This window comes from Streptomyces sp. NPDC055025, from assembly GCF_053608565.1.
Map to the genome: position 1 here is coordinate 186,708 of NZ_JBSGVS010000002.1, position 21,129 is coordinate 207,836.

The window sequence follows — 21,129 nt, forward strand, 5'->3', positions numbered from 1 at the left end:
GCGTACACCGTGGTGATGGGCCCCCGCCCGCGGGCCCGTATCCCCGTGACCCCGGGCCCCTCCAGCGGGGGGGCCGGCGCCGGGGCGTACATCCCCCCCCCCCCGCCGCCGATGACCACCATGCGCTCCGCCGCCATTGCGCGTCCCTTCGTTGCGTATGCGTGGGGAACGCTACGCGGGCGGAGCCCTGATCAGTCCTCCGGTGCCGTCCGCGGGGCCGGAGCACTCGGAGCACTCGGAGCGCCGGGAGCGTCGCCGGGGCCGCTCGGGTCCGCCGGGACGTTCCCCTCAGGGGCGGGCGGCGCCGGACGCCCGGTCCCGGGCCGGGCCGGGACCGCGGCGGGACGTCCCTGGTGCGCCCCGGCCGCGGACAGCAGCCGGCGCGCCAGCCGCCACAGCGCGTAGAGCACGGCGAACGCCGCGGCGAACGGCGCCACCGCGCCGATCACGACCGCGATCCAGCGCACCGTCGCGGTGAACGCGTCCCAGCCGCCGCCCAGGGCGTCCAGGAAGCCCGGACCGTCATCCTCCTCCTTCGTCTTCTGCGGCCTGGCGAGCCGCGCCTCGGAGAACTCCAGGGTGATCGTGGCCAGCGTGGTGCGGTCCTTGAGCGAGGCCTGCTGGGCGAGCAGCGACTCCAGCGCCGCCTGACGGCTGCTCAGCTCCCCCTCCAGCGCGACCACGTCGCCGAGCTTGTCGGCCCGGTCCATCAGCTCCCGTATCCGCGCCACGCTCACCCGCTGCGAGGCGATCCTGCTGTCCACGTCGACCACCTGGTCGGTGACGTCCTTGGCGTTCGCCTTGCGGGCCAGCAGCGTTCCGGTGCCCTCCAGTTCGGCCAGGACCGAGTCGTACTCGTCCTGCGGGACCCGCAGGACGACGCGCGACAGCACATAGGAGTCCCCGTCCCGCTCGGTGGACTCGTTCTCGACCAGGCCCCCGGCGTTCACGGCCGCGGCGCGCGCCGTGGACAGCGCCTTCTGCGTGTCCTTGACGCGCACGGTGAGTTCGGCGGTACGGATCACATGGGTGCCCGCCCGTGAGGGCGCTGTGGTCGCCTTCGCACCCTCGCTGCCCGGAGCCTGCGCCGCCTGGTCGGCCGCCCCCGCGCCGTCCTGCTCGCTCCCCTGTTCCGGAGCGGCGTTCAAGGCCCGGTCCGCGCTCGATTCCTCGCTTCCGGTGTCGCTCGCTCCGCATCCGGCGAGTGCGAGCGAGATGGTGAGTAGTGCCGCCGCGAACGCGGGTGTCCTGCGCATACCGGCCCCCCTGGGCAAAAATCGGATGACGCCGGTTCGACGTGTGAGGCCCGTGGGCGGGTTGCCCGTTCCCGGTTCCGAAGCGGTCACGGTCGGGACTCGTTACGGGTTTGAGAGAGTGGGGTCATGGAGCCGAGCGCGCAGCACGTGGACACGCACACAGGTCATGTCGTCGTCATCGGGGGCGGTATCGCCGGTCTGGCGGCGGCGCACCGGCTGCTCGGCGCCGGGATCGACGTGACCCTGCTGGAGGCCACCGACCGGCTCGGCGGAAAGCTGTACGCGGGCGAGATCGAGGGCGCGCCCGTCGACCTCGGAGCCGAGTCGATGCTCGCGCGCCGCCCCGAGGCCGTCGATCTGGCCCAGGCCGTGGGGCTCGGCGGATTCCTCCAGCCACCCGCCACCGCCACCGCGTCGGTATGGACCCGCGGCGCGCTGCGGCCCATGCCCAAGGGCCATGTGATGGGCGTGCCGGGCGATCCCGCGGCCCTCGCGGGCCTGCTCTCCGACGAGGGCCTGGCCCGGATCGCCCGCGAACCCGAACTGCCGCCCACGGAGGTCGGCGACGACGTGTCGGTCGGCGCGTATGTCGCCGAGCGGCTCGGCAGGGAGGTCGTCGACCGGCTGGTGGAGCCGCTGCTCGGCGGGGTCTACGCGGGCGACGCGTACCGCATCTCCATGAAGGCGGCCGTTCCGCAGCTCTTCGCCGCGCTCCGGACCCATGACTCCCTGCTGGAGAGCGTCCGCGACCTCCAGGCGAAGGCCGCCGGGGCGAGTGCCGCCGGCGGCGCGGACACCGCGCACGGCGACGGCTCCGGCACGTGGCGGACGGGCGCCGTCTTCGCGGGCATCGAGGGCGGCGTGGGCCGGCTGCCGGGCGCCGTGGCCGACGCCGTACGGGCCGGGGGCGGCCGGATCCTTACGGAGACCCCCGTCCTCGGTCTCACCCGTACGGCCGACGCGTGGCGGATCCGTACCGGCGGCGGGGTACTGGCCGCCGACGGCGTGGTCCTGGCGACCCCCGCCCGGTCCGCCTCCGCCCTGCTCGCCGACGAGTCCCCGGCCGCCTCCGCGGAACTCGCCGAGGTCGAGTACGCCTCGATGGCGCTGGTGACGATGGCCTTCCGGCGCGCCGACGCCGCCGCGCTGCCCGACGGCAGCGGCTTTCTCGTACCGCCCGTCGACGGGCACACGATCAAGGCGTCGACCTTCTCCACCCGCAAGTGGGGCTGGGTCGCGGACGCCGCGCCCGGTCTCTTCCTCCTGCGTACCTCGATCGGGCGGTACGGCGAGGAGGAGCGGGTGCACCAGGACGACGCCGATCTGGTCGAGGTCTCCCTGCGCGACCTCGGCGAGGCGACCGGGCTCGCCGCGCGTCCCGTGGCCACCGAGGTGACCCGCTGGATCGGCGGTCTGCCGCAGTATCCCGTGGGGCACCAGGCCCGGGTGGCCCGGATCCGGGAGGCGGTCGCCAAGCTGCCGGGTCTGCGGGTCTGCGGAGCCCCGTACGACGGGGTCGGAATCCCGGCCTGTATCGCGAGCGCCCGCCGCGCGGCCGACGAGATCATCGCCACGTCGACCCTGGCGTGGGGCACCGGACGCGGCGCGGGAGAATAGGCGTATGACTGCTGCTCCAGAGAAGACCCCGAACGCGGGCAAGAAGGCCAAGGACCTCAACGAGGTCATCCGCTACACGCTGTGGTCCGTCTTCAAGCTGCGTGATGTGCTGCCCGAGGACAGGAACGGCTACGCGGAGGAGGTCCAGGAGCTGTTCGACCAGCTCGGTGCCAAGGACATCACCGTACGGGGGACGTACGACGTGTCCGGGCTGCGCGCCGACGCCGACGTCATGATCTGGTGGCACGCCGAGACCTCGGACGAGCTTCAGGAGGCGTACAACCGCTTCCGCCGCACACGGCTGGGGCGGGCGCTGGAGCCGGTCTGGTCGAACATGGCGCTGCACCGGCCCGCCGAGTTCAACAAGTCGCACGTACCGGCCTTCCTGGCCGACGAGACACCCCGCGACTATGTGAGCGTCTACCCCTTCGTGCGCTCGTACGACTGGTATCTGCTGCCCGACGAGGACCGCCGCAGGATGCTCGCGGACCACGGCAAGATGGCACGTGGCTACCCGGACGTGCGCGCCAACACCGTGGCGTCGTTCTCGCTCGGCGACTACGAGTGGGTGCTCGCCTTCGAGGCCGACGAGCTGTACCGGATCGTCGATCTGATGCGTCATCTGCGTGGCTCGGAGGCCCGGATGCATGTCCGCGAGGAGGTCCCGTTCTACACGGGCCGCCGTAAGTCGGTCGCGGAACTGGTCGCCGGGCTGGCCTGAGTCCGGGGTGCTGCCCTGGGCGTGTCCACGGCTTTCCGGACACGCACGGGGCTTTCCGGACACGCGCGGGGCGCACGGGTTTCCGTCGCCCGCGCTCGGTGACCCGCGCTCGGTGACCGGTCCCCGGCTGTACGGACCGGTCACCCCGCCCGGAAGATCAGACGATCGGCGGCAGCTTGCGGCCGCCCGACCGTTCGTCCAGCGACACCGGGTTCGGCTCCGCGTGCGGCGCGCACTCCGCGCGCCGCACCGGTGCCTCTCCGCGGAGCAGATAGTCCTCCAGGTATTTGTTGACACAGGCGTTGCCGCCGCCGGCGATCCCGTGCGTGCCCGCGTCGCGCTCGGTCACCAGGACGGAACCGGCCAGCCTGCGCTGTAGTTCGAGCGCCCCCTCGTAGGGCGTCGCCGCGTCCCGTTCGGCCGCGAGGATCAGTGTCGGCGGAAGCTCACCGGGCCAGGTACGGATGTCGAGCGGCCGCTGCCGGGGCGCCGGCCAGTAGGCGCACGGCAGATTCATCCAGGCGTTGTCCCAGGTCTCGAAGGGCGCGCGGCGGGCGAGTTCGGTGTTGTCGCGGTCCCACACCCGCCAGTCCGTCGGCCAGGGCGCGTCGTTGCACTCGACGGCGGTGTACACGGCGTTGCCGTTCTCGCTGTCGGCGGCGGCCACCGGCCGGGGCGAGGCCTGGGCGATCAGCGGAGCCGCGTTGCCCTTGACGTACTCGGAGAGCGCGGTGGCGCGCATCGCCCAGTAGTCGTCGTAGTAACCGGCCCCGAGCATCGCCGCCTGCAACTGGCCGGGGCCGACCTTTCCGCCGGCGGGCTCGTGCGCCACCCCGGCGCGCACCTTCTCGTAACTGCGCTGGACCTCCTCCGGGGTGGTGCCCAGCCGGTAGGTCTTGTGGTGCTTGGCGACCCAGGCGCGGAAGTCGGCCCAGCGGCGTTCGAACGCGAGCGACTGGGCGAGGTTGTTGCCGTACCAGATCTGCCGGGGGTCCGGGTTGACCGCCGAGTCGAAGACCATCCTGCGCACATGGGAGGGGAAGAGCGTCGCGTAGAGCGCGCCGAAGTAGGTGCCGTACGAGGCCCCCATGAAGGTCAGCCGCTCCTCGCCGAGCGCCGCGCGCAGCACATCCAGATCGCGGGCGTTGTTGAGGGAGGTGAAGTGGGCCAGGGCGGGACCGGCGTCCTCGGCGCAGCCCTGGGCGTACGCCTTGGCCTCGGCGATCCGCTCCCTTTTGTACGACTCGGAGGGATGCACCGGGGACGGGGTCGGGGCCTTGGTGAAGTCCGCCGGGTCCGCGCAGGAGAGCGGGGCGGACCGGCCCACTCCCCGGGGGGCGTAGCCGACGATGTCGTACGCCTGGGCGATCCGCTTCCACTCGGACATCTCGGCGGCCATCGGGAAGTACATGCTGGAGGCGCCGGGGCCACCCGGGTTGAAGACCAGCGCGCCCTGCCGCTGGTCCGGCTCGCCGCCCGCGCGGACCCGGCTGACGGTGAGATGGATCTTCCGGCCGTCGGGCTTCGCGTAGTCGAGCGGGACCTCGACCGTGCCGCAGGTGATGGGAGCGGGCAGCATCTCGGCCTCGGGGCAGGCACCGAACCGGATACCGGTGGCGGCGGCGTGCCGGGCGGCACGGGCGACGCCCCGGCTCTCGGCCGCGACGGCGGCCTTGGTACGGGAGATGACCGCGCCGGCGATACCGGAGCCCGTGCCGTCGGCGCCGTCGGCGGGGGTGACGACGAGCGCCGACAGGACCAGGGAGCCGAGGGTGGTCAGAGCCCCGTACTTCGCTACTGCTCGCATCGCGTTCCCTTCAGGCCTGCGATTGAGGGTCAACCGCAGACAGAGGGTCAGCAGCGGGGAGGGGCTTCGCAAGGACTGGTGAGCGGTGTCGGAGGCGATGACCCCGATGCGCCCCAGGGCCACTCAGGAGGGTCTTCCGGGGTGCGGAGTGGTCCGGGATGTGCGGGGGGAGGGAGCGGGGCGCGGGGGAGGGCGCGGGCGCGCGTGCCGCGTGCCTCGGGGCTGCGGGGTGCGGGTGGGGGGCTGCTGCGGGGGGCGCGGCACGCGGGGTGCGGTGGCTTTGAGGCGTGGTGCCGGCGCGGCGCGGGGGCCGCGCCGCCCTCACCGTCGGATCCGCTCCGCGAAGGCGGCGCGCTGCCCGTGGGCTCCGGTCTCAGGAACCGCCTCCGCCGCCACCTCCGCAACTGCTGCCTCCGCCTCCACCGCAACTGCTGCCTCCTCCGCCACCTCCGCCGCCGCAACTGCTGCCGCCCCCGCCCCCGCCGCAGCTGCCGCCCCCGGAGGAACCCCCGCCGCCACCGCAGGAGTTCGCGCCGCAGCCGGACCCCGATCCGCCGCATCCCGTACCCGAACCGGGATCTCCGCCCGAGCACCATGCCACCACCGCGGCGGAGGCGGACCCGGCGGTGGAGAAGTCCCGCCCCGGCCGCAGCCGGGTGGCGGTCAGCAACTGCTGTTGCAGCAGGGGATCGGGCAGCGCCGTGATGCCGTGCGCCGCGACGAGACGGTCCGCCGGCGCGCCGCCGCCGTACGGATGCGCCGCGGCGAACTCCCGCAGCGCCCGCTGCCCCGCCGCCGTGATCCGCCGTCCGGTGAGGGACGAGCAGACCATTCCGACGACGGCCCCCGCGAACAGGGTCGGCAACAGGGAGAAACCCGCCGGACTGCCGTCGCCCGGGACGGAGCCCGCGACGAACACCATGATGGCGAGGACGAAGCACACGGGCAGACCGAGAAAGCAGAGGAGCGCCTGGATCCCGCCCCAGAGCCTCGGCCCGCGCGCCTCCGCCGGGGGCACCAGCAGGCCCCGGGCCGCGAGGCCGTCGCCCACCCGCTGCACGGCGGGACCGCGCATCACCGCGAGCCGCAGCGTGTGCAGGGCGCCGCTGGGCGCCGTGGCGTGTTCGTGGAGTACGGCCTGTTCCACCTCGTTCCTGGCGACCGGGTGCGGTACGGAGACGATGCCGGGGCCGCCGACGATCAGCCGGCCGTCCGCGTGCATCCCGGCGATCGCGGCGTCCGCGACCCGGCCGGGACCGCCGCCGAGGAAGGCCGCCTCCATCGCGTCATGGACGTGACCGCCCGGACCCCGGCGGCGCAGCCGGACCACGGCGGAGATCAGCAGTACGGAGGAGACGGCCACGCCGAGATGGACCACCGTCACGAGGATCACGGTCATCGTCCGTCACCTCCCCGCGAGCGCGGCGCGTGCCCTGCGGACCAGCCGGGTCGCCCGGCGCGGCGGACGCGATCCGGCGCGCTCCTGCCACCAGGAGGTCAGCTCCCGCCGGGCGGCGGGGTCCTCCGGCCGCCCCTCGATCAGCAGATGCTCGGCGAAGTCGAGGGCGTCGCGGCGGTAACCGGCGCGCATGGGCCGGTTCGCGGCGTACGAGAGAAAGGCCGGCCGGTAGCCGCTGCCGAGGATCCCGGGCAGCTCGGGGGCGACCTTGGCGATCACATCGGCACGCTTGGCGGCGAGCGCACGGCTCTGCACCCGCACCCGCCGGGTGTCGAACCCTTCGGGGACGGGCGTACCGGCGACCAGCGCGGAGAGCAGGGCGGCCTCACGCAGCGCGAGGCGCTCGCGCGCCGTGTCGGTGGGGCCGCCCGACGTGCCGTCGTCCGAGGGGATTTGGCGCGGTACGGACGGTACGGGAGGTGCGGACGGTACGGAGGGCGCGGACGGTACGGAGGGCGCGGACGGTACGGAGGGCGCGGACGGTATGGGCGCCACCACGAGCAGGGCGCCGGGGCGGGCGTCGCGCCGGGTGCCGGCGGCCGTATGCGACAGGGTGGCAGGCTCACCCGTAGCCGTAGCCGTAGCCGTAGCCGTAGCCGTAGCCGTACCCGTACCCGTAGCGGAGGCCGTTGCCGTTGCCGTAGCGCTGCCGGTGTGCGCTGCGATCGTGAGCGTCTCGCGGATCACCGTCAGTTCGCCCGCCAGCTCCGACGCCGGCGGGAAGTCGTCGTCCCGCTCCAGCAGCACACCCGGCGGGGCGACCCGCGAGCGCAGTTCCGCCAGCACATCGAGGACCGGCCGGGTGACCGGGTGTGCGTGGGTGTCGTGCCAGACCCCGTCCCGCTCGACACCGCCCGCGACATGGACGTACGCGATGGCCTCGACCGGCAGTTCGTCCAGGGCCTTCGCGGGGTCCTCGCCCCGGTTCACCTGGTTGGTGTGCAGATTGGCGACATCGATCAGCAGCCGCACCCCGGTGCGCTCGACCAGCTCCGCGAGGAACTGGCCCTCGCTCATCTCCTCGCCGGGCCAGGAGATCAGCGCCGCGATGTTCTCCACGGCGAGCGGCACGGGCAGCGCGTCCTGGGCGACGCGTACGTTCTCGCAGAGCACGCGCAGGGCGTCCCTGGTCCGTGGCACCGGCAGCAGATGCCCCGCTTCGAGCAGGGGGGACGCGGTGAGCGGCCCCCCGGCCCGTACGAACGCGATGTGCTCGGTGACCAGCGGGGAGCCCAGCGCCTCGGCGCGCTCCGCGAGATCCGCGAGCCGCCGCGCGTCGGGTCGCTCCGCGCCGCCCAGACCGAGTGAGACCCCGTGCGGCACGACGGTGACGCCGCGCTCACGGAGCCGTACGAGCGAGTCGGGCAGATGGCCGGCGCAGAGGTTCTCCGCGACGGCCTCGACCCAGTCGACCCCGGACAGCCCTTCCACCGCGTCGGCGATCTCCGGACGCCAGCCGATACCGATGCCCAGCTCTGGTATGTCCTTCATGGCTCCCCCTCCTCGGTGCGCGACAGCGCAACGGTGCAGGGGTGATGACCCCGCCGGGCGCCGCTGAATCCGCTGAGGAGGACGTTCAGAGGTCGATTTGAGGTTCCACGGCCTTCCATGGCTCCGGGCCCGTCGGCGGGACTGCCGACGGGCCCGCGCCGACGGGACTGCCGCTGGGTGCTGCTACGGAAGGGGAGTGGGGGGAGCGGGCGTCTGCTGTTCCGTTCCCGGCTCCGGCCGGTTGGTGTTGATCGCCGTCGGCGCGCCCGGCTGGGTGGAGGGCCGGGAGGTGAAGGACTGGTCGCCGGTGGCCTCGACGGGCGGCGGCGCCGGCGGAAGGTTCCCGTCCGGGGGCGGCGGCCCGGTCGGACTGGCGGTGGCGGTACCCGCGGCCTCGTTGGCGATGCCGTCGAAGTCGACGAAGCCGGTGGCCTCCAGCATCGTGATGTGGTCCAGGACGGTCTGGTTGGCGTCGCTGGCGAGCTGTCGTATCAGAGTGTTTCTGGTGGTGTGCCGTACCTGCGCGATCAGCGCGAACACCTTGCCGTGGGCGTTGCGCAGCAGATTGGCGAACTTCCGCTCGTACTCCTGGCCGGTGGCCGCGGACAGCTCTCTGAGCCACCCCTGCTGCTGCTCGGTCGGCTGGTTCGGCAGCTCGATCCCGAGCTTGGCCGCCACATCGCGGGCGCGCTTGTCGAGATCGGTGTGGCCGACGACGAGATGGTCACCGCAGTCCTTGATGGCCTGGCTGGGCGCGCGCTGGATGGCCTGCTGCCCGGCCGGCAGCTCCCAGAGCCCGGCCAGCCGCACCTTGACCAGCAGATCACGGTCGGTCGCGGAGAGCGGCCCCCACTGCGTCGCGACGGACGAGGCATTGAGATTGGCCTGCCCGGTGCCGGAACGGTCGGCGTACGACCAGACGGGGAAGGCCAGCGCCCCGACTGTGGCCACGAGTGCCGCGATGATGAGCGCCGTACCGTTGATGCGTCGCAACAATGTGCTGCCTCCCGAACCGTTTAGGACACCACTGAACCAACCGCCGCCCGACGGGGCCGTTCAACCTACGCGGCGGTACCGGGAGATACGTACACGACCTCCGGAATGTTCAGCTCCGCAGGGCCGGGTGGTCCGGGGCGGCCCGGAACGACGCGACGGATCAGGGCGCGGCCCCGAACGGAACCGCGCCCCCCTCTTTTTCCGACCCGGCAAGCCGGGTCAGCCGATGGTCTGTCGGGTTCGCCACCAGGTGGATGCTCCGATGATTTCGGTTCCGGTGCCGGTGAGGGCGGTTCTGCTGCCGGGGTGGAAGCGTACGGCTCCGTCGGAGCGTACGGCCCAGATGTCGGGGATGGTGTCGCCGTTGGCGTCGGGGGTGCCGAGGAGGAGGCGGACGGTGGAGGGCTGCCAGCCGCTGGGGCTGTAGGTGGTGTCCGCTCCGCCCGCCGAGTTGCCGGAAAGGGCGAGGGAGTTGAGGTCGACGCCGCCGGACGCGGCTTTCTTGCCTGTGCGCAGGGAGAGGTGGCCGTCGTTGAGGCGGAAGACCATGTCGGTGACTCCGTCTCCGGAGATGTCCAGGACGCTGACGATGTCGCGGGTGTCCCAGGTCGCGGTGTGGAGTTGTACGGCTTGGTCGATGGTGGCGCCGTTGTATCCGACGAAGGCCCAGAGTGAGCTGCCGGCGGTGGCGAATATGTCGGCTTTGCCGTCTCCGGTGGCGTCTCCGGCGGAGAGGATCTGGGTCAGGGCGGCGGGGTCGGGCGATCCTGCCGGGAGCAGGATCTCGCGGCGCTTGTCGATGTTGACGCCGCCGTAGCCGTCGCCGGGGTAGATCCATAGTCTGCCGTTGACGCGGGCGATGAGGTCCTGGAGTCCGTCGCCGCCGTAGATGTCGCCGTTGTGGGTGATCAGTGCGTTGTCGAAGTGGCCGGAGGGGGCGCCGGTGTAATACGGGAGGTCGTCGCCGTTGGGGTCTTTGTCGGGGTTATCGCGGTAGGCGCCGAGCATCGCGTAGTCCAGGTCGCCGGTGCCCTTGAGAAGGTCGTTGGTCGCCTGTGAGGGATACAGGTTGAGGTTGCCGGCCTCGGTGATGGACATGAGGTCGGGCAGTTTGTCGCCGGTGAAGTCGCCGGGGGTGTCGGCCTGGTCCCTGGGACTGACGTAGAAGAAGTACTTGGTCGGGGCCGAGACGTTGCCGGCGCCGTCGACCGTGCGTACGTACAGCACGTTGGGGCCTGCGGCGGGCGGTTTGGTGTTGGAGAGCGTCGCGCTGACGGTCGTCGCTGTGCCGGCGGTGCGGGGCAGGGAGAACGGGTAGCTGGCGGAGTTGAAGCCGTACTCGTACCGCACGACGTCCGTGCTCAGGGCGCGGACGGTGAAGGAGCCCGGGGTGCCGAACTTCTTCTCGCTCCAGATGCCGTCCTCCGGCAGGTTGCCGAAGCCGTTCTCGCTGTCGTCGGCGTTGGGGAAGTCGATGGAGGAGACCTTGGGCGGCTTGGGGGCAGCGGTGTCCAGGACGAACCGGCAGGGGGTCTTCTTGGGGGAGTAGTCGGAGCTGGTGCCCGCGTCGTCGAAGGCCCTCGCCCGCCAGGAGTACACGGTGTTGTTGGTCAGCTTGCTGGTCGGGAAGGCGGAGGTGGTGACACGGGCGGTGCTGGTGGCCGAGCCCACGGACTTCTTGCCGGTGGTCTTGAGCAGGTCGCCGATGGTGTCCCACTTGCCCACCGGCCACAGGTCGAAGTCCAGGTAGTCGAGGTTCTTGTCCTTGTCGGTGGCCGAGGCGGTGAAGGTGATCTCTCCGGCGCCCATCCGGACGTACGGCTCCGTGGTGGTGCACTTGGAGTCGGGCCCGAGGTCGAGCGACGTCGGGGCGCCGGGGCGCCGGTTGTACTCGAGTTCGAGTACGGGGGCGAAGTCTCCGTTGGCGGTGAACTTCTTCCAGGAGTACTGGGAGTTCTCGTTCACGGCGCGCATACCGAAGGTGATGCTGCTTCCGCCACTGTCGGCGGTCTTCTGGGCGGCCTTCTTGACGTCGAAGGTCTCGAACGCGTCGCGGCAGCCGGACTTGTAGCCGTGCGCGAAGCTCCTCGTACTGATCTTGTTGCCGTCGTGGAGCCTGGGGGCGTTGCTCCAGTTGCTCTTGGAGTCGATGCGCTCGGTGAGGTGCACGCTCATGGCACGGCTGTCACACGACCAGGAATAGGTCTCCAGGACACGCAGCGTGGCCCGTTTGATGACCGTGCCCTTCAGGGACGCGTCGAAGTCGATGTTGAAGAACGAGCGTGAGGTGCCCCAGGTGTCGGACTCGAAGCCGACCCGGGCCTCGTGGGTGCCGCCCTTGTTGAAGCCCTTGCCGTTGTAGAAGGTGGCCTTCGGATAGCGGTTGTAGACCGTGGTCCAGTTCTGGGTGTGCTTCTTGACCGACGGGTCGATGAAGACCGGGAAGACGGTGGACGGGTCGGCCAGGAGTTCCGCGTCCGGGGTGAGCACCCAGTTGGCGCCGGACAGGTCGGCGTCGACCAGCGCGCCGTGGGAATCGGGGGAGGGGCCGTCGAGCGCGGGCAGGGACAGAGTGGCGGCCGAACCGGTCTGCGAGGGCGCGGGTGTCGGCTCGGCGGGAGCGCTGGGCAGAGGGGATTCCGATACGGGAGGAACGGACTCGTCGCTCGCGGCCGGGAGCACCTCGGCGTACGGGTCGGTCTGCTCGTCCGCCTCGACCTCTTCGTCGGCGCTGACCGAAGGCGAGGGCTCATCGGAGGGTGTCGTGGTCTCGGAGGGGAGGACCTCGGGTGCGGTGGGCTGTGCGGTGGCGCCGACCTGGCCGTCGGTGACGGCGGTCGCGCCGGCGTTGTCCCACATCACCGGGGAGGGGGACATCGCCACCTCGTCGCCGTAGGGGTCCTCGGCGCTGACGATGTCGGATCTCGGGTCGAGCCGGAAGGTGAGGGTGGGCGACGTCAGACCGTAGGAGAGCTGGGCGATACGGGGATCGGCGGCGGCGGCACGATTCTTCACCACGATGAGCTGGGCGAATCCGTCGTCGTCCGCGGTGAGGACCAGATCCGCGCCCGGGATGATCTCGGGATACAGCGCCCGGTTCGCGTCGATGATCGGCTCGGGAATGGGGCCGGGCCAGGTGAGCTGGATGTCGTGGCCGTCGGAGTGCAGTGTGACGAGCGCGCTCCCGGCCGCATCGGCCGCGGAGGCCGCGGACTTGAGGAGCGGGACCCGGTGCGCTGTCGTACGTGACGCGCGCTCATCGCGTTCCGCGCCGCCCGTCGATCCGGCGGAGAACACCATGCCTGTGTTGGTGGCCTTGGGCTCCCAGCCCTTGTCGGTGCGGTGCAGTGACCGGTCGATGGGCTTCCACTCGCCGCCGACCTTGGCACGGATCGGCGATACATGGATCTGACGGGACATCAGGCCGTCGGGGCGTGCCCAGGTGGTGGAGTCGGCCGTACGGAGCGCCGTGGCCTCGACCGGCTTGCCGGTCTTCGCGGCCCGGGTGATGGCGTCCGACTCGCTGACGTCGGAAGTACCCGAGTCTGTGGTCGGCTTGGATCCCGGATCCGTGAGTCGAAGTCCGGCGTAGGTCAGACCTGTCGCGGCGATGGCGGCCGCGCAGGCCATGGCGATGGCGCGCTGGCCCGGTAGCCGGTAACGGCGTTGCGACATGAGTGAGACCCCTCCCCCCTCGGCCCCGGCACTCGGCGGATCGCCGACCGGAGATACGAAGCCCCCCTCGCGGACCTGAGCGCACGGGACGAGCGAGCAGATCATGACTCATAGGTGAGCGGCCGTCACCCCAAAAAATCCACGAGGACTTCACGGGACGTCGAAGGAGGGGGAGGGATGGCCGTGTCTCTGACAATCGATCAGCGAGCCTTTCATCTCGGCGACATGGGACGAAAATAGCCCTAACAGGTTTATCTTGCGGGTTTCATTGAGGGTGAAACGGTCATGAGTGTTGGTTCGGGATTAATGCCTCGATGCATCGTGATGGTTGCTTCTGACCACCTACCGGGTGCTTCCCCGTGGTGGATGAGTGATTGATCCGTTGCGTGGCGTGACCATCATCACTTGATCAAAAAACCCCTCGCCTTTCCTTACGAATTCCCCACAGAATCAGCGCGTCTTGCATGACGTCCCGTGCGGCCCCACCCCGGTGCCGTGCCGAATGGTCCGGGGGGATCCTGGCGTGTCTCGTCTGTCTGAAACTCGCCGTCGTCGACGCCGTGTCCGCCACACTTTGGTGCCCGCACTGGGCCTCGCTCTGCTGGTGACCCTGCTGCCCACGCAGGCGCTGGCGATTCCGCCGGTGCCCGGCCAGGACGGGCGCGAGGAACTGGTGCTGGAGGAGCTCGACCAGGACCAGCCGGTGCCGGGCAAGACCGCCGACCGGAATCTCGACAGCCTGAAGACCGAGACGCCGGAGGACTTGGCCCAGGCGCCGGCGGGTACCACTACTGTTCCGCTCGCCGACAGCGGCACTGTCACTTTCGGCTCCGGTGCGCTTCATGCCTCCGCGGGCACCGCCGCCTCCGCCCGCGCCACCGCCTTGGCCGGCGCCGTACAGGCGGCCACCACCCCGGTCGAGGACCTGCCCGTCAGCCTGGGCCAGGCGCCCGGCGAGGCGGCGCCGACCGGGACCTGGCAGGTCGTTGTGGCCGGCCGGACGGACGCGGTCTCGCAGGGCGTGGACGGCGCGGTGGTCACCGTACAGGCGCCGTCCACCGGTTCGGTTCCGGTGTCGGTGCGGTTCGACTACGCCGAGTTCAAGAATCTCTACGGCGCGGACTGGGCGTCCCGTCTGCGCTTCGTCCAGTTCCCCGAGTGCTATCTGGTCACACCCGATGTCGAGGAGTGCCAGGCGTACGAGGAACTGGAGACGGTCAACGACACCGGGACCGGAACGGTCACCGCGACGGTGGACACCGCCGCGGACGGCATCGCCACACCTGCCTCCGCGCCCTCGGCCTCCCGCGACGACGGCACCGCCGTCATACGTGCCGGTTACCACACCAAGGCGGCGGCAGCCGGTGACAGCGCGGTACTCGCCATCACCGACTCCGGTGCGGGCAGCGGTGGTTCGTTCAAGGCGACTCCGCTGGCGTCCAGCGGTACGTGGGCGGCCGGTGGCTCCTCCGGCGCGTTCACCTGGTCGTATCCGCTGACGGTCCCGCCGACTCCGGCCGGCCCTTCCCCCAATATCTCCTTCGAGTACAACTCGCAGGCCGTGGACGGCAAGACGGCCGTCTCCTCGCCGCAGGCGTCATGGATCGGCGAAGGCTGGGACTACGAGCCGGGTCATATCGAGCGGCGCTACCGCTCCTGCAAGGACGACACCAAGACGCTTGACGCGGGAGCGCCCAACAACACCGCGAAGAAGGACAAGACGTCCGACCTGTGCTGGGTGTCGGACAACGCGGTGATGTCGCTGAACGGCCGGACCACCGAGCTGGTCCGGGTCGGCACGAGCGATCTCTACCGTCCCAAGAATGACGACGGTACCCGGGTCGAGCGAAAGACCGGCGCCGCCAACGGTGACAACGACGGTGAGTACTGGGTGGTCACCACCACCGACGGTACGACGTACTACTACGGTCTCAACGCCGTCGGCGGCGGTCATGCCGACAGCGGTTCGGTCTCCACCGTTCCGGTTTACGGCAATCACCCCGGTGAGCCCTGCCACGCCGCCGCCTTCGCCGACTCCCGGTGCGGCGCGGGCAAGCAGCAGGCATGGCAGTGGGGCATGGACAAGGTCGTCGACGTCCATGGCAACGCGATGGTCGTCACCTGGAAGCAGGAGACGAACTACTACGCGGTCCATGAGAAGCGCAAGTCGCCGGAGCGCTACGACCGCGCCGCCTACCCCGTCTCCATCGAGTACGGGATGCGCACCACAGACCTCACCAGCCCTTCGGCCACGGTCGAGTTCGGTGTCAAGCAGCGTTGCCTCAAGGAAGGCACGGCCTGTGACGCGGCGAACTTCGACAAGACCGACGACCCTGGCGCCTACCGACCCTGGTGGGACACCCCGGGCAACCTCAACTGCAAGTCCACGTCCAAGATGTGCCCCGCCTTCCCGTCCTTCTGGACCCGGCTGCGCCTGGACACGGTGACGACGAAGGCTGCCCGCCCCGGCCGGACGGGCCTGGGCAAGGTCGACACCTACACGCTTCACCAGTCCTTCCCCGCCGACTGGTACGACACGTCTCCAGGACTGTGGCTCAATTCCCTGACCCGCACCGGGTTCGCTCCCGGCGACACCACGGGAACCGTGCAGTCCAAGGACGGCGTCAGTTTCGCCCAGTACACGGTCGGCTCGTCCTCACCACTGAAGGCGCGGCTGATGGACCGCCAGCTTCCCAACCTGGTGCCGACCGGACCCGGTGACAGGAACCCCGGCTTCACCCGCCCGCGTATCGGTACGGTCGCCACCGAGAACGGCGGCGACATCGAGGTCGAGTACACCGGCGGCTGCTCCGCCGAACCCGCCACCGACAAGGGCAAGGGCAACGGCACCTGCTATCCGGTGCGCTGGTCGCCGGACGGTGAGGAGAAGCTCCCGGCCAAGGCGTGGTTCAACAAGTACGTCGTCGCCTCGGTCACCGAGACCGACAAGGTCACCACACATGGCAAGCCCATCGTGACCTCGTACACGTACACGTCCCCGGCCTGGGACAAGACCGACGACGAGTTCGCCCGTCCGTCCCTGCGTACCTACAGCGTGTGGCGCGGCTACCGCCAGGTCGCCACCGTCAAGGGGAGCAAGTCCACGTCCCAGCAGGGCGACCCCGAGACGCAGTCGTACTCGGTCTCCCGCTATTTCCAGGGCACGGGCGGCGCGGTCAAGGACTCCAAGGGTGCGGTGGAGCTGCTGGCCGACGATGCTCCGCAGTTCGCCGGGATGGCCGCCGAGACCCTTACCTATGAGCACTCCGAGGGCAAGCTCCTCCAGCGTGCTCTCGTCTTCCCCAAGTCGAAGGAGACCGCCTCCCGAGCCCGTGAGGCCGAGGACGGTACCGATCTCGACCCGCTGCTCGCCCATCGCACCTGGATGGCGCGCACCGAAGCCATCCAGACCCTCGACACCGGCTGGCAGGCGATACGGACCGAGACCACGGTCGATGACACCTACGGGCTGCCCACGCAGGTCCAGATGTCGGTCGTCAAACCCCAGGGCACCGGTGAGGCCCTGAGCAACCAGGTCTGCATGCGGACCAGTTACGTCCACAACACCGCCGACTGGATCATCGGCAAGGCGAAGGACACCCGCTCCACGGCGACGCCCTGCTCCGGCTTCACCACCGCGGACCCCGCGACTCAACTGCTGAGCTCGGTGCAGACCTCGTACGACGACCAGGCCTGGGGAGCCGCTCCGACGAAGGGACTTCCGACCTCGGCGGCGGAGATCAACGGTGGGGGTACGTCCCACTCCGTGGTCACCACGACGACGTACGATCCACTGGGCCGGGTCCGGAAGGTCACCGCGCCTCTCACCGGCACCAGTGAGACGGTGTACACCCCTGACACCGGTGGTCCGGTCACCTCGGTCAAGACGATCAACGCCCTGGGGCATTCGTCCACCACGGCTTACGACCCGGGCCGCGCGCTACCGCTGACCGTCACCGACGCCAACGGCCGGGTCACCCGCACCGAGTACGACGCGCTCGGCCGTCTCGTCAAGGGCTGGTCCGCCTCGCGTTCCTCCGGCGGCAAGGACCCGGACGTCCAGATCATCTATCAGACGGCCGTCGCGACGGCCACGGAGACCAAGCCGGCCGCCGTCACCGTCAAGTCCCTCAAGGACGACGGCGGTTACAGCAGCCAGGTCACGATCTACGACGGCCTGGCACGTGAGGTGCAGACCCAGACGGAGGCCCATGGCGCGGGCCGGATCATCACCGACACCAAGTACGACGACCACGGTCTGGTGTGGGAGAAGAGCGGTGGCTATCTCGCCAGGGGCGAGCCGACCACCAAGCCGTTCGCCCGTGTCTCCGAGACTCTGGTACCGAGCAAGATCAAGACACGCTACGACGGCCTGGAACGCGTCGTGCGCACGTCCGAATATCACGGCGGCGAGTATCAGTACGCCTCGTACACCACCTACGGCGACACCTACGTCTACAACGATCCCGCCGGCGCGACCGCTCCCTCCACGCTCACAGAGACCGACGCGATGGGCCGCGTCAGCTCGATCAAGCACTACACCACCAGCGTCGGCGCCGGCTCGGGCCGGACGACGAGCTACCAGTACGACGCGCGCGGCAACCGGACCAGGGTCACCGATCCCGCCGGTAACGCCTGGACCTACACCTACGACGTCCGTGGCCGGCTGACGAAGTCCACCGACCCGGACACCGGCACATCCCTTCTCGGCTATGACGACGCCGACCGGCAGATCAGGTCCGAGGACGCACTCGGCAAGTCGGTCCACACCAGGTACGACGAGCTGGACCGTGTCACAGCCATCCGTGAGGGCTCGGCCACGGCCAGTCCCGTCAAGGAATTCACCTACGACACCCTGCCCGGCGCGGTCGGCCTGCCGGTCGCCTCGATCCGCCATGACGCCGGCGGCGACTACGTCAACCGGATCACCGGCTACGACACCGATTACCGGCCCACCGGGCGCGAGACGGTCATCCCCGCCAATGGGATGACCGCGGGTCTGTCCGGTACGTATGCCTATTCGTACGCGTACACCCCCACCGGGAAGCCGCTGTCGGTCACTCTCCCGGCCAAGGGCGGTCTCGCGGCCGAGAGGGTCGTCACCCGTTACGACTCCGACGGTCTGGCGGAGTCCACCTCGGGCCTCGACTGGTACACCTCCGACGTCACCTTCTCCCCCTACGGCGAGCCGCTGCGGTCCGCCACCGGATCACAGCCCTCACGGGTGTGGACGACCAACTTCGTCGACCAGTACACCGGGACTCTCCAGCGCACGGTCGCGGACGGGGAGAACGTCAGCGGAACCCGGATATCGGACAGTTACTACTCCTACGACGCCTCGGGCACCATCACCTCCAACGCCCGCAAGCTCACCGACGCCACCGGCTCCACCTGGGACAACCAGTGCTACACCTACGACGCACTCGGTGAACTGGTCCACGCCTGGACCTCCAAGATCACCCCCGACGGGTCGGGAACCGGCTGCCGCTCCTCCGGTGGTACCAACTGGGGCTACCAGGAGGACGCCACGGCCTCCGGCGGGCCGGTCACCGACGCCCCCGACACGGCGGGCGACACCACCAGCCCGGACGCGGGACTGACCGCCTCCCTGGCCGCCGCGGCGCCCGCCGCCGACACGGTCTCCACCGGTACCACCGCCTACCGCCAGTCCTTCACCTTCGACTGGCTCGGCAACCGTGCCACCCTCACCGAACACGACACCGCCGACGCCACCAAGAACGTCACCTACAGATACGGCTACGGTCGCGAAGAACCGGCCGGTACCCAGCCGCACACCTTGTCCTGGGTCAGCTCCACCCCTTCGGGCAAGGGCAGCGGCTACACCAACAACGCGGTCGGCAACACAGAGGTCCGCGACCTCGCCGCCACCACCCAGCAGCTTGACTGGACGGCCGAGAACAAGCTCGCCACGATCACCGACGACGGTGTCAGGACGAGCTATGTCTACGACGCCGACGGCAACCGCGTCCTGGAGAACTCGCCCACCGGATCCACCCTCTATCTGGGCGAGACCGAGCTGACCACGGACAGCACGGGCAAGATCACCCATGCCTCCCGCGCATACGGACACCCGGGCGCTCCCACGGTCGTCCGTACCACCACCAACGGCGCGACCACCGGGCACAAGCTCAACGCTCTCATCGCCGACCACCTCGGCACCGCCAACACGACCGTCGAACTGAGCAGCACCCAGACGGTCACCCGACGGTCCTTCAAACCGTACGGAGAGGCCCGCGGCCCCAAGCCCTCCACCTGGCCCAACAAACGCAGCTACCTCGGCGTCGGTATCGATGACGCCGCCACGGGGCTGACCCATATCGGCGCCCGTGAGTACGACCAGGCCGCAGGCCGCTTCCTCACCGCGGACCCGGTCATCGACATCGCCGACCCGCTCCAGATGAACGGGTACGCGTACAGCAACAACAGCCCCGTCAGCAGCAGCGACCCGACCGGGCTGATGCTCGCCCCCATGGGGGGAGGCGACGGAAGCGCCGGGAAGGGCGGGGGCAATGACAGCCCGCCCCCGCCGGCCTCCTCGGGCAGCTCGACCACGGTCACCTACACCACCACCAAGACCGTCACGGTGACCAAGCCGGCCCCTTGCGACTGGTGGTGCAAGGCCAAGGGCTTCGCACGGGAACACGTCACTGTCATCACTGTCGTCACCGAGGTCGTCGTGGGTGTCGGCTGCGGAATCGGGGCAGCCGCCGCCGGCGCGGCCACTGCGGGAGTCGGCGCCGTAGTCGTCGGAACGGCCTGCGGAGCCGCCGCGGGCGCGGTGGCCGGAGCCGTCGGCAACGCCCTTGATCCGAAGGCCGACCACAGCCTCGGCGGCTACATGTCCGCCTCAGGCAAGGGAGCCGCGGTCGGAGGCGTCAGCGGAATCGTCGGCCTGGGCGTGGGCAAACTCGTCGGCAAGGCCGTCGGCAAGCTCGCCCAGACCTCCGTCGGCCAGGCGATCGGCAAGAGCCTCAAAGCCGCGGGCTCCAAACTCCTCGGCAAGGGCGGCGCGTCAGGAGCCGGGGCGACCGTTCCCAAGTGCTTCCTCGCCGGCACCCCGGTTCTCCTTGCCGACGGCACCTCGAAGAACATCGAGGACATAGAGGTCGGCGACAAGGTCCTCGCCACCAACCCGGCAACAGGCGAGACCAGCGCCCAGCCCGTCACGGAACTCCTCCCGTCCGAGGGTGAGAAGAAGCTCAACGAGCTCACCATCACGACGGCCAAGGGCAACAAGAAGATCACAGCCACGGCCGAACACCCCTTCTGGGTGCCCAAGGAAAACGCCTGGGTCAACGCCGCCGACCTCAAACCCGGCACAACCCTCAGCACCCCCGACGGCACCACCGCCAAGATCGCCGCCAACCGCGCCTACACGGACCACGTCCGCACCTACAACTTCAGCGTCGCCAAACTCCACACGTACTATGTACTCGCAGGCACCACGCCGATCCTGGTGCACAATACGTGCGGTCCAGAGAATCGAACGTTTCCAACACGGTCTGAAGCGAAGGCGGCGGCACACGACCGAGCTGAAATTCCATCCGATGCAGACCCAGATGCGTCATGGACAGTTGGCGACGATGTGACCCAGCGTGGGATGCCTGGATATAGGTTTGATTCAAATCCGGGTGCGCATGGGATCTATGAACAGTTCGAAACGGAGCGTGGTTCCCGCCTGATCGCCGAGCACATTAATGATCCGAATGCACCGTTCCCACACTTCCATGCGGGGCAGCCGAAGGGTGACCCGACTCGTGGAGGTGTGAACTTCGGCTGGGATATGGCCTCGGAGTTTGAGCGTTACTCCCCGGTGGGAGGCTCGCATCATATGTACTACGAATCGGCTGGGTGAGTATTTTGGATCTTGAGGCCCGCAGATCGTTGCTGGAGGCGGCGGGGCTTACCGTCCTGGACAGCGCATGGGCCGGAGAAGCCCCGGAGCCCATGAAAGCATGGCGTCCAATTATTAGCGGTGGGGCTACGCCTGATGTTCGGATTCACACCCTAGCGAAAAATGGACATCTCTCCGAAGTTCAGGACCAATGGGTGAGACTTTCCGAGGAGATTGGAATTTTCGGAGACC

General features: G+C 69.8%; 9 protein-coding genes. 3 read left to right on the forward strand and 6 right to left on the reverse strand.

The features are described from left to right. Positions 1–191: 191 nt before the first annotated feature. Positions 192–1,256 carry a DUF4349 domain-containing protein gene (locus ACWGDX_RS01920; protein ID WP_453621230.1) on the reverse strand — a complete coding sequence of 355 codons (1,065 nt, stop codon included), beginning with the start codon at positions 1,254–1,256 and terminating at the stop codon, positions 192–194. 126 nt (positions 1,257–1,382) lie between these two features. Here ACWGDX_RS01920 and hemG point away from each other — a divergent pair, with 126 nt between their 5' ends. Both hemG and hemQ read left to right on the forward strand, forming a co-directional pair. Continuing rightward, on the forward strand, positions 1,383–2,873 hold the full coding sequence (gene hemG, locus ACWGDX_RS01925) for a protoporphyrinogen oxidase (protein WP_453621232.1): 1,491 nt from the start codon (positions 1,383–1,385) through the stop codon (positions 2,871–2,873). 4 nt (positions 2,874–2,877) lie between these two features. After that, on the forward strand, positions 2,878–3,594 hold the full coding sequence (gene hemQ, locus ACWGDX_RS01930) for a hydrogen peroxide-dependent heme synthase (RefSeq protein WP_363085581.1): 717 nt from the start codon (positions 2,878–2,880) through the stop codon (positions 3,592–3,594). 157 nt (positions 3,595–3,751) lie between these two features. On the opposite strand, the gene ACWGDX_RS01935 is transcribed toward hemQ, so the two are convergent. From ACWGDX_RS01935 to ACWGDX_RS01955, 5 genes are all read right to left on the reverse strand, one after another. After that, entirely contained in the window at positions 3,752–5,401 is a 1,650-nt protein-coding gene (locus ACWGDX_RS01935; RefSeq protein ID WP_453621234.1) for an alpha/beta hydrolase, read from the reverse strand. Positions 5,402–5,774: 373 nt separating this feature from the next. Then, a complete protein-coding gene (locus ACWGDX_RS01940; protein WP_453621236.1) occupies positions 5,775–6,800 on the reverse strand; it encodes a TIGR04222 domain-containing membrane protein in 1,026 nt (341 codons plus the stop codon). Between the two features lie 6 nt (positions 6,801–6,806). Beyond that, positions 6,807–8,351 carry a DUF692 domain-containing protein gene (locus ACWGDX_RS01945; RefSeq protein WP_453621238.1) on the reverse strand — a complete coding sequence of 515 codons (1,545 nt, stop codon included), beginning with the start codon at positions 8,349–8,351 and terminating at the stop codon, positions 6,807–6,809. Positions 8,352–8,534: 183 nt separating this feature from the next. Then, positions 8,535–9,344 (reverse strand): DUF4142 domain-containing protein, encoded by an 810-nt coding sequence (locus tag ACWGDX_RS01950; RefSeq protein ID WP_453621240.1) that lies wholly within the window; start codon positions 9,342–9,344, stop codon positions 8,535–8,537. A 222-nt stretch (positions 9,345–9,566) separates the two neighbouring features. Then, positions 9,567–13,022: a DNRLRE domain-containing protein gene (locus tag ACWGDX_RS01955; RefSeq protein ID WP_453621242.1), complete on the reverse strand. Its 3,456-nt coding sequence runs from the start codon at positions 13,020–13,022 to the stop codon at positions 9,567–9,569. A gap of 577 nt (positions 13,023–13,599) precedes the next feature. Here ACWGDX_RS01955 and ACWGDX_RS01960 point away from each other — a divergent pair. Next, positions 13,600–20,898 carry a polymorphic toxin-type HINT domain-containing protein gene (locus tag ACWGDX_RS01960; protein WP_453621244.1) on the forward strand — a complete coding sequence of 2,433 codons (7,299 nt, stop codon included), beginning with the start codon at positions 13,600–13,602 and terminating at the stop codon, positions 20,896–20,898. Positions 20,899–21,129: the final 231 nt, after the last annotated feature.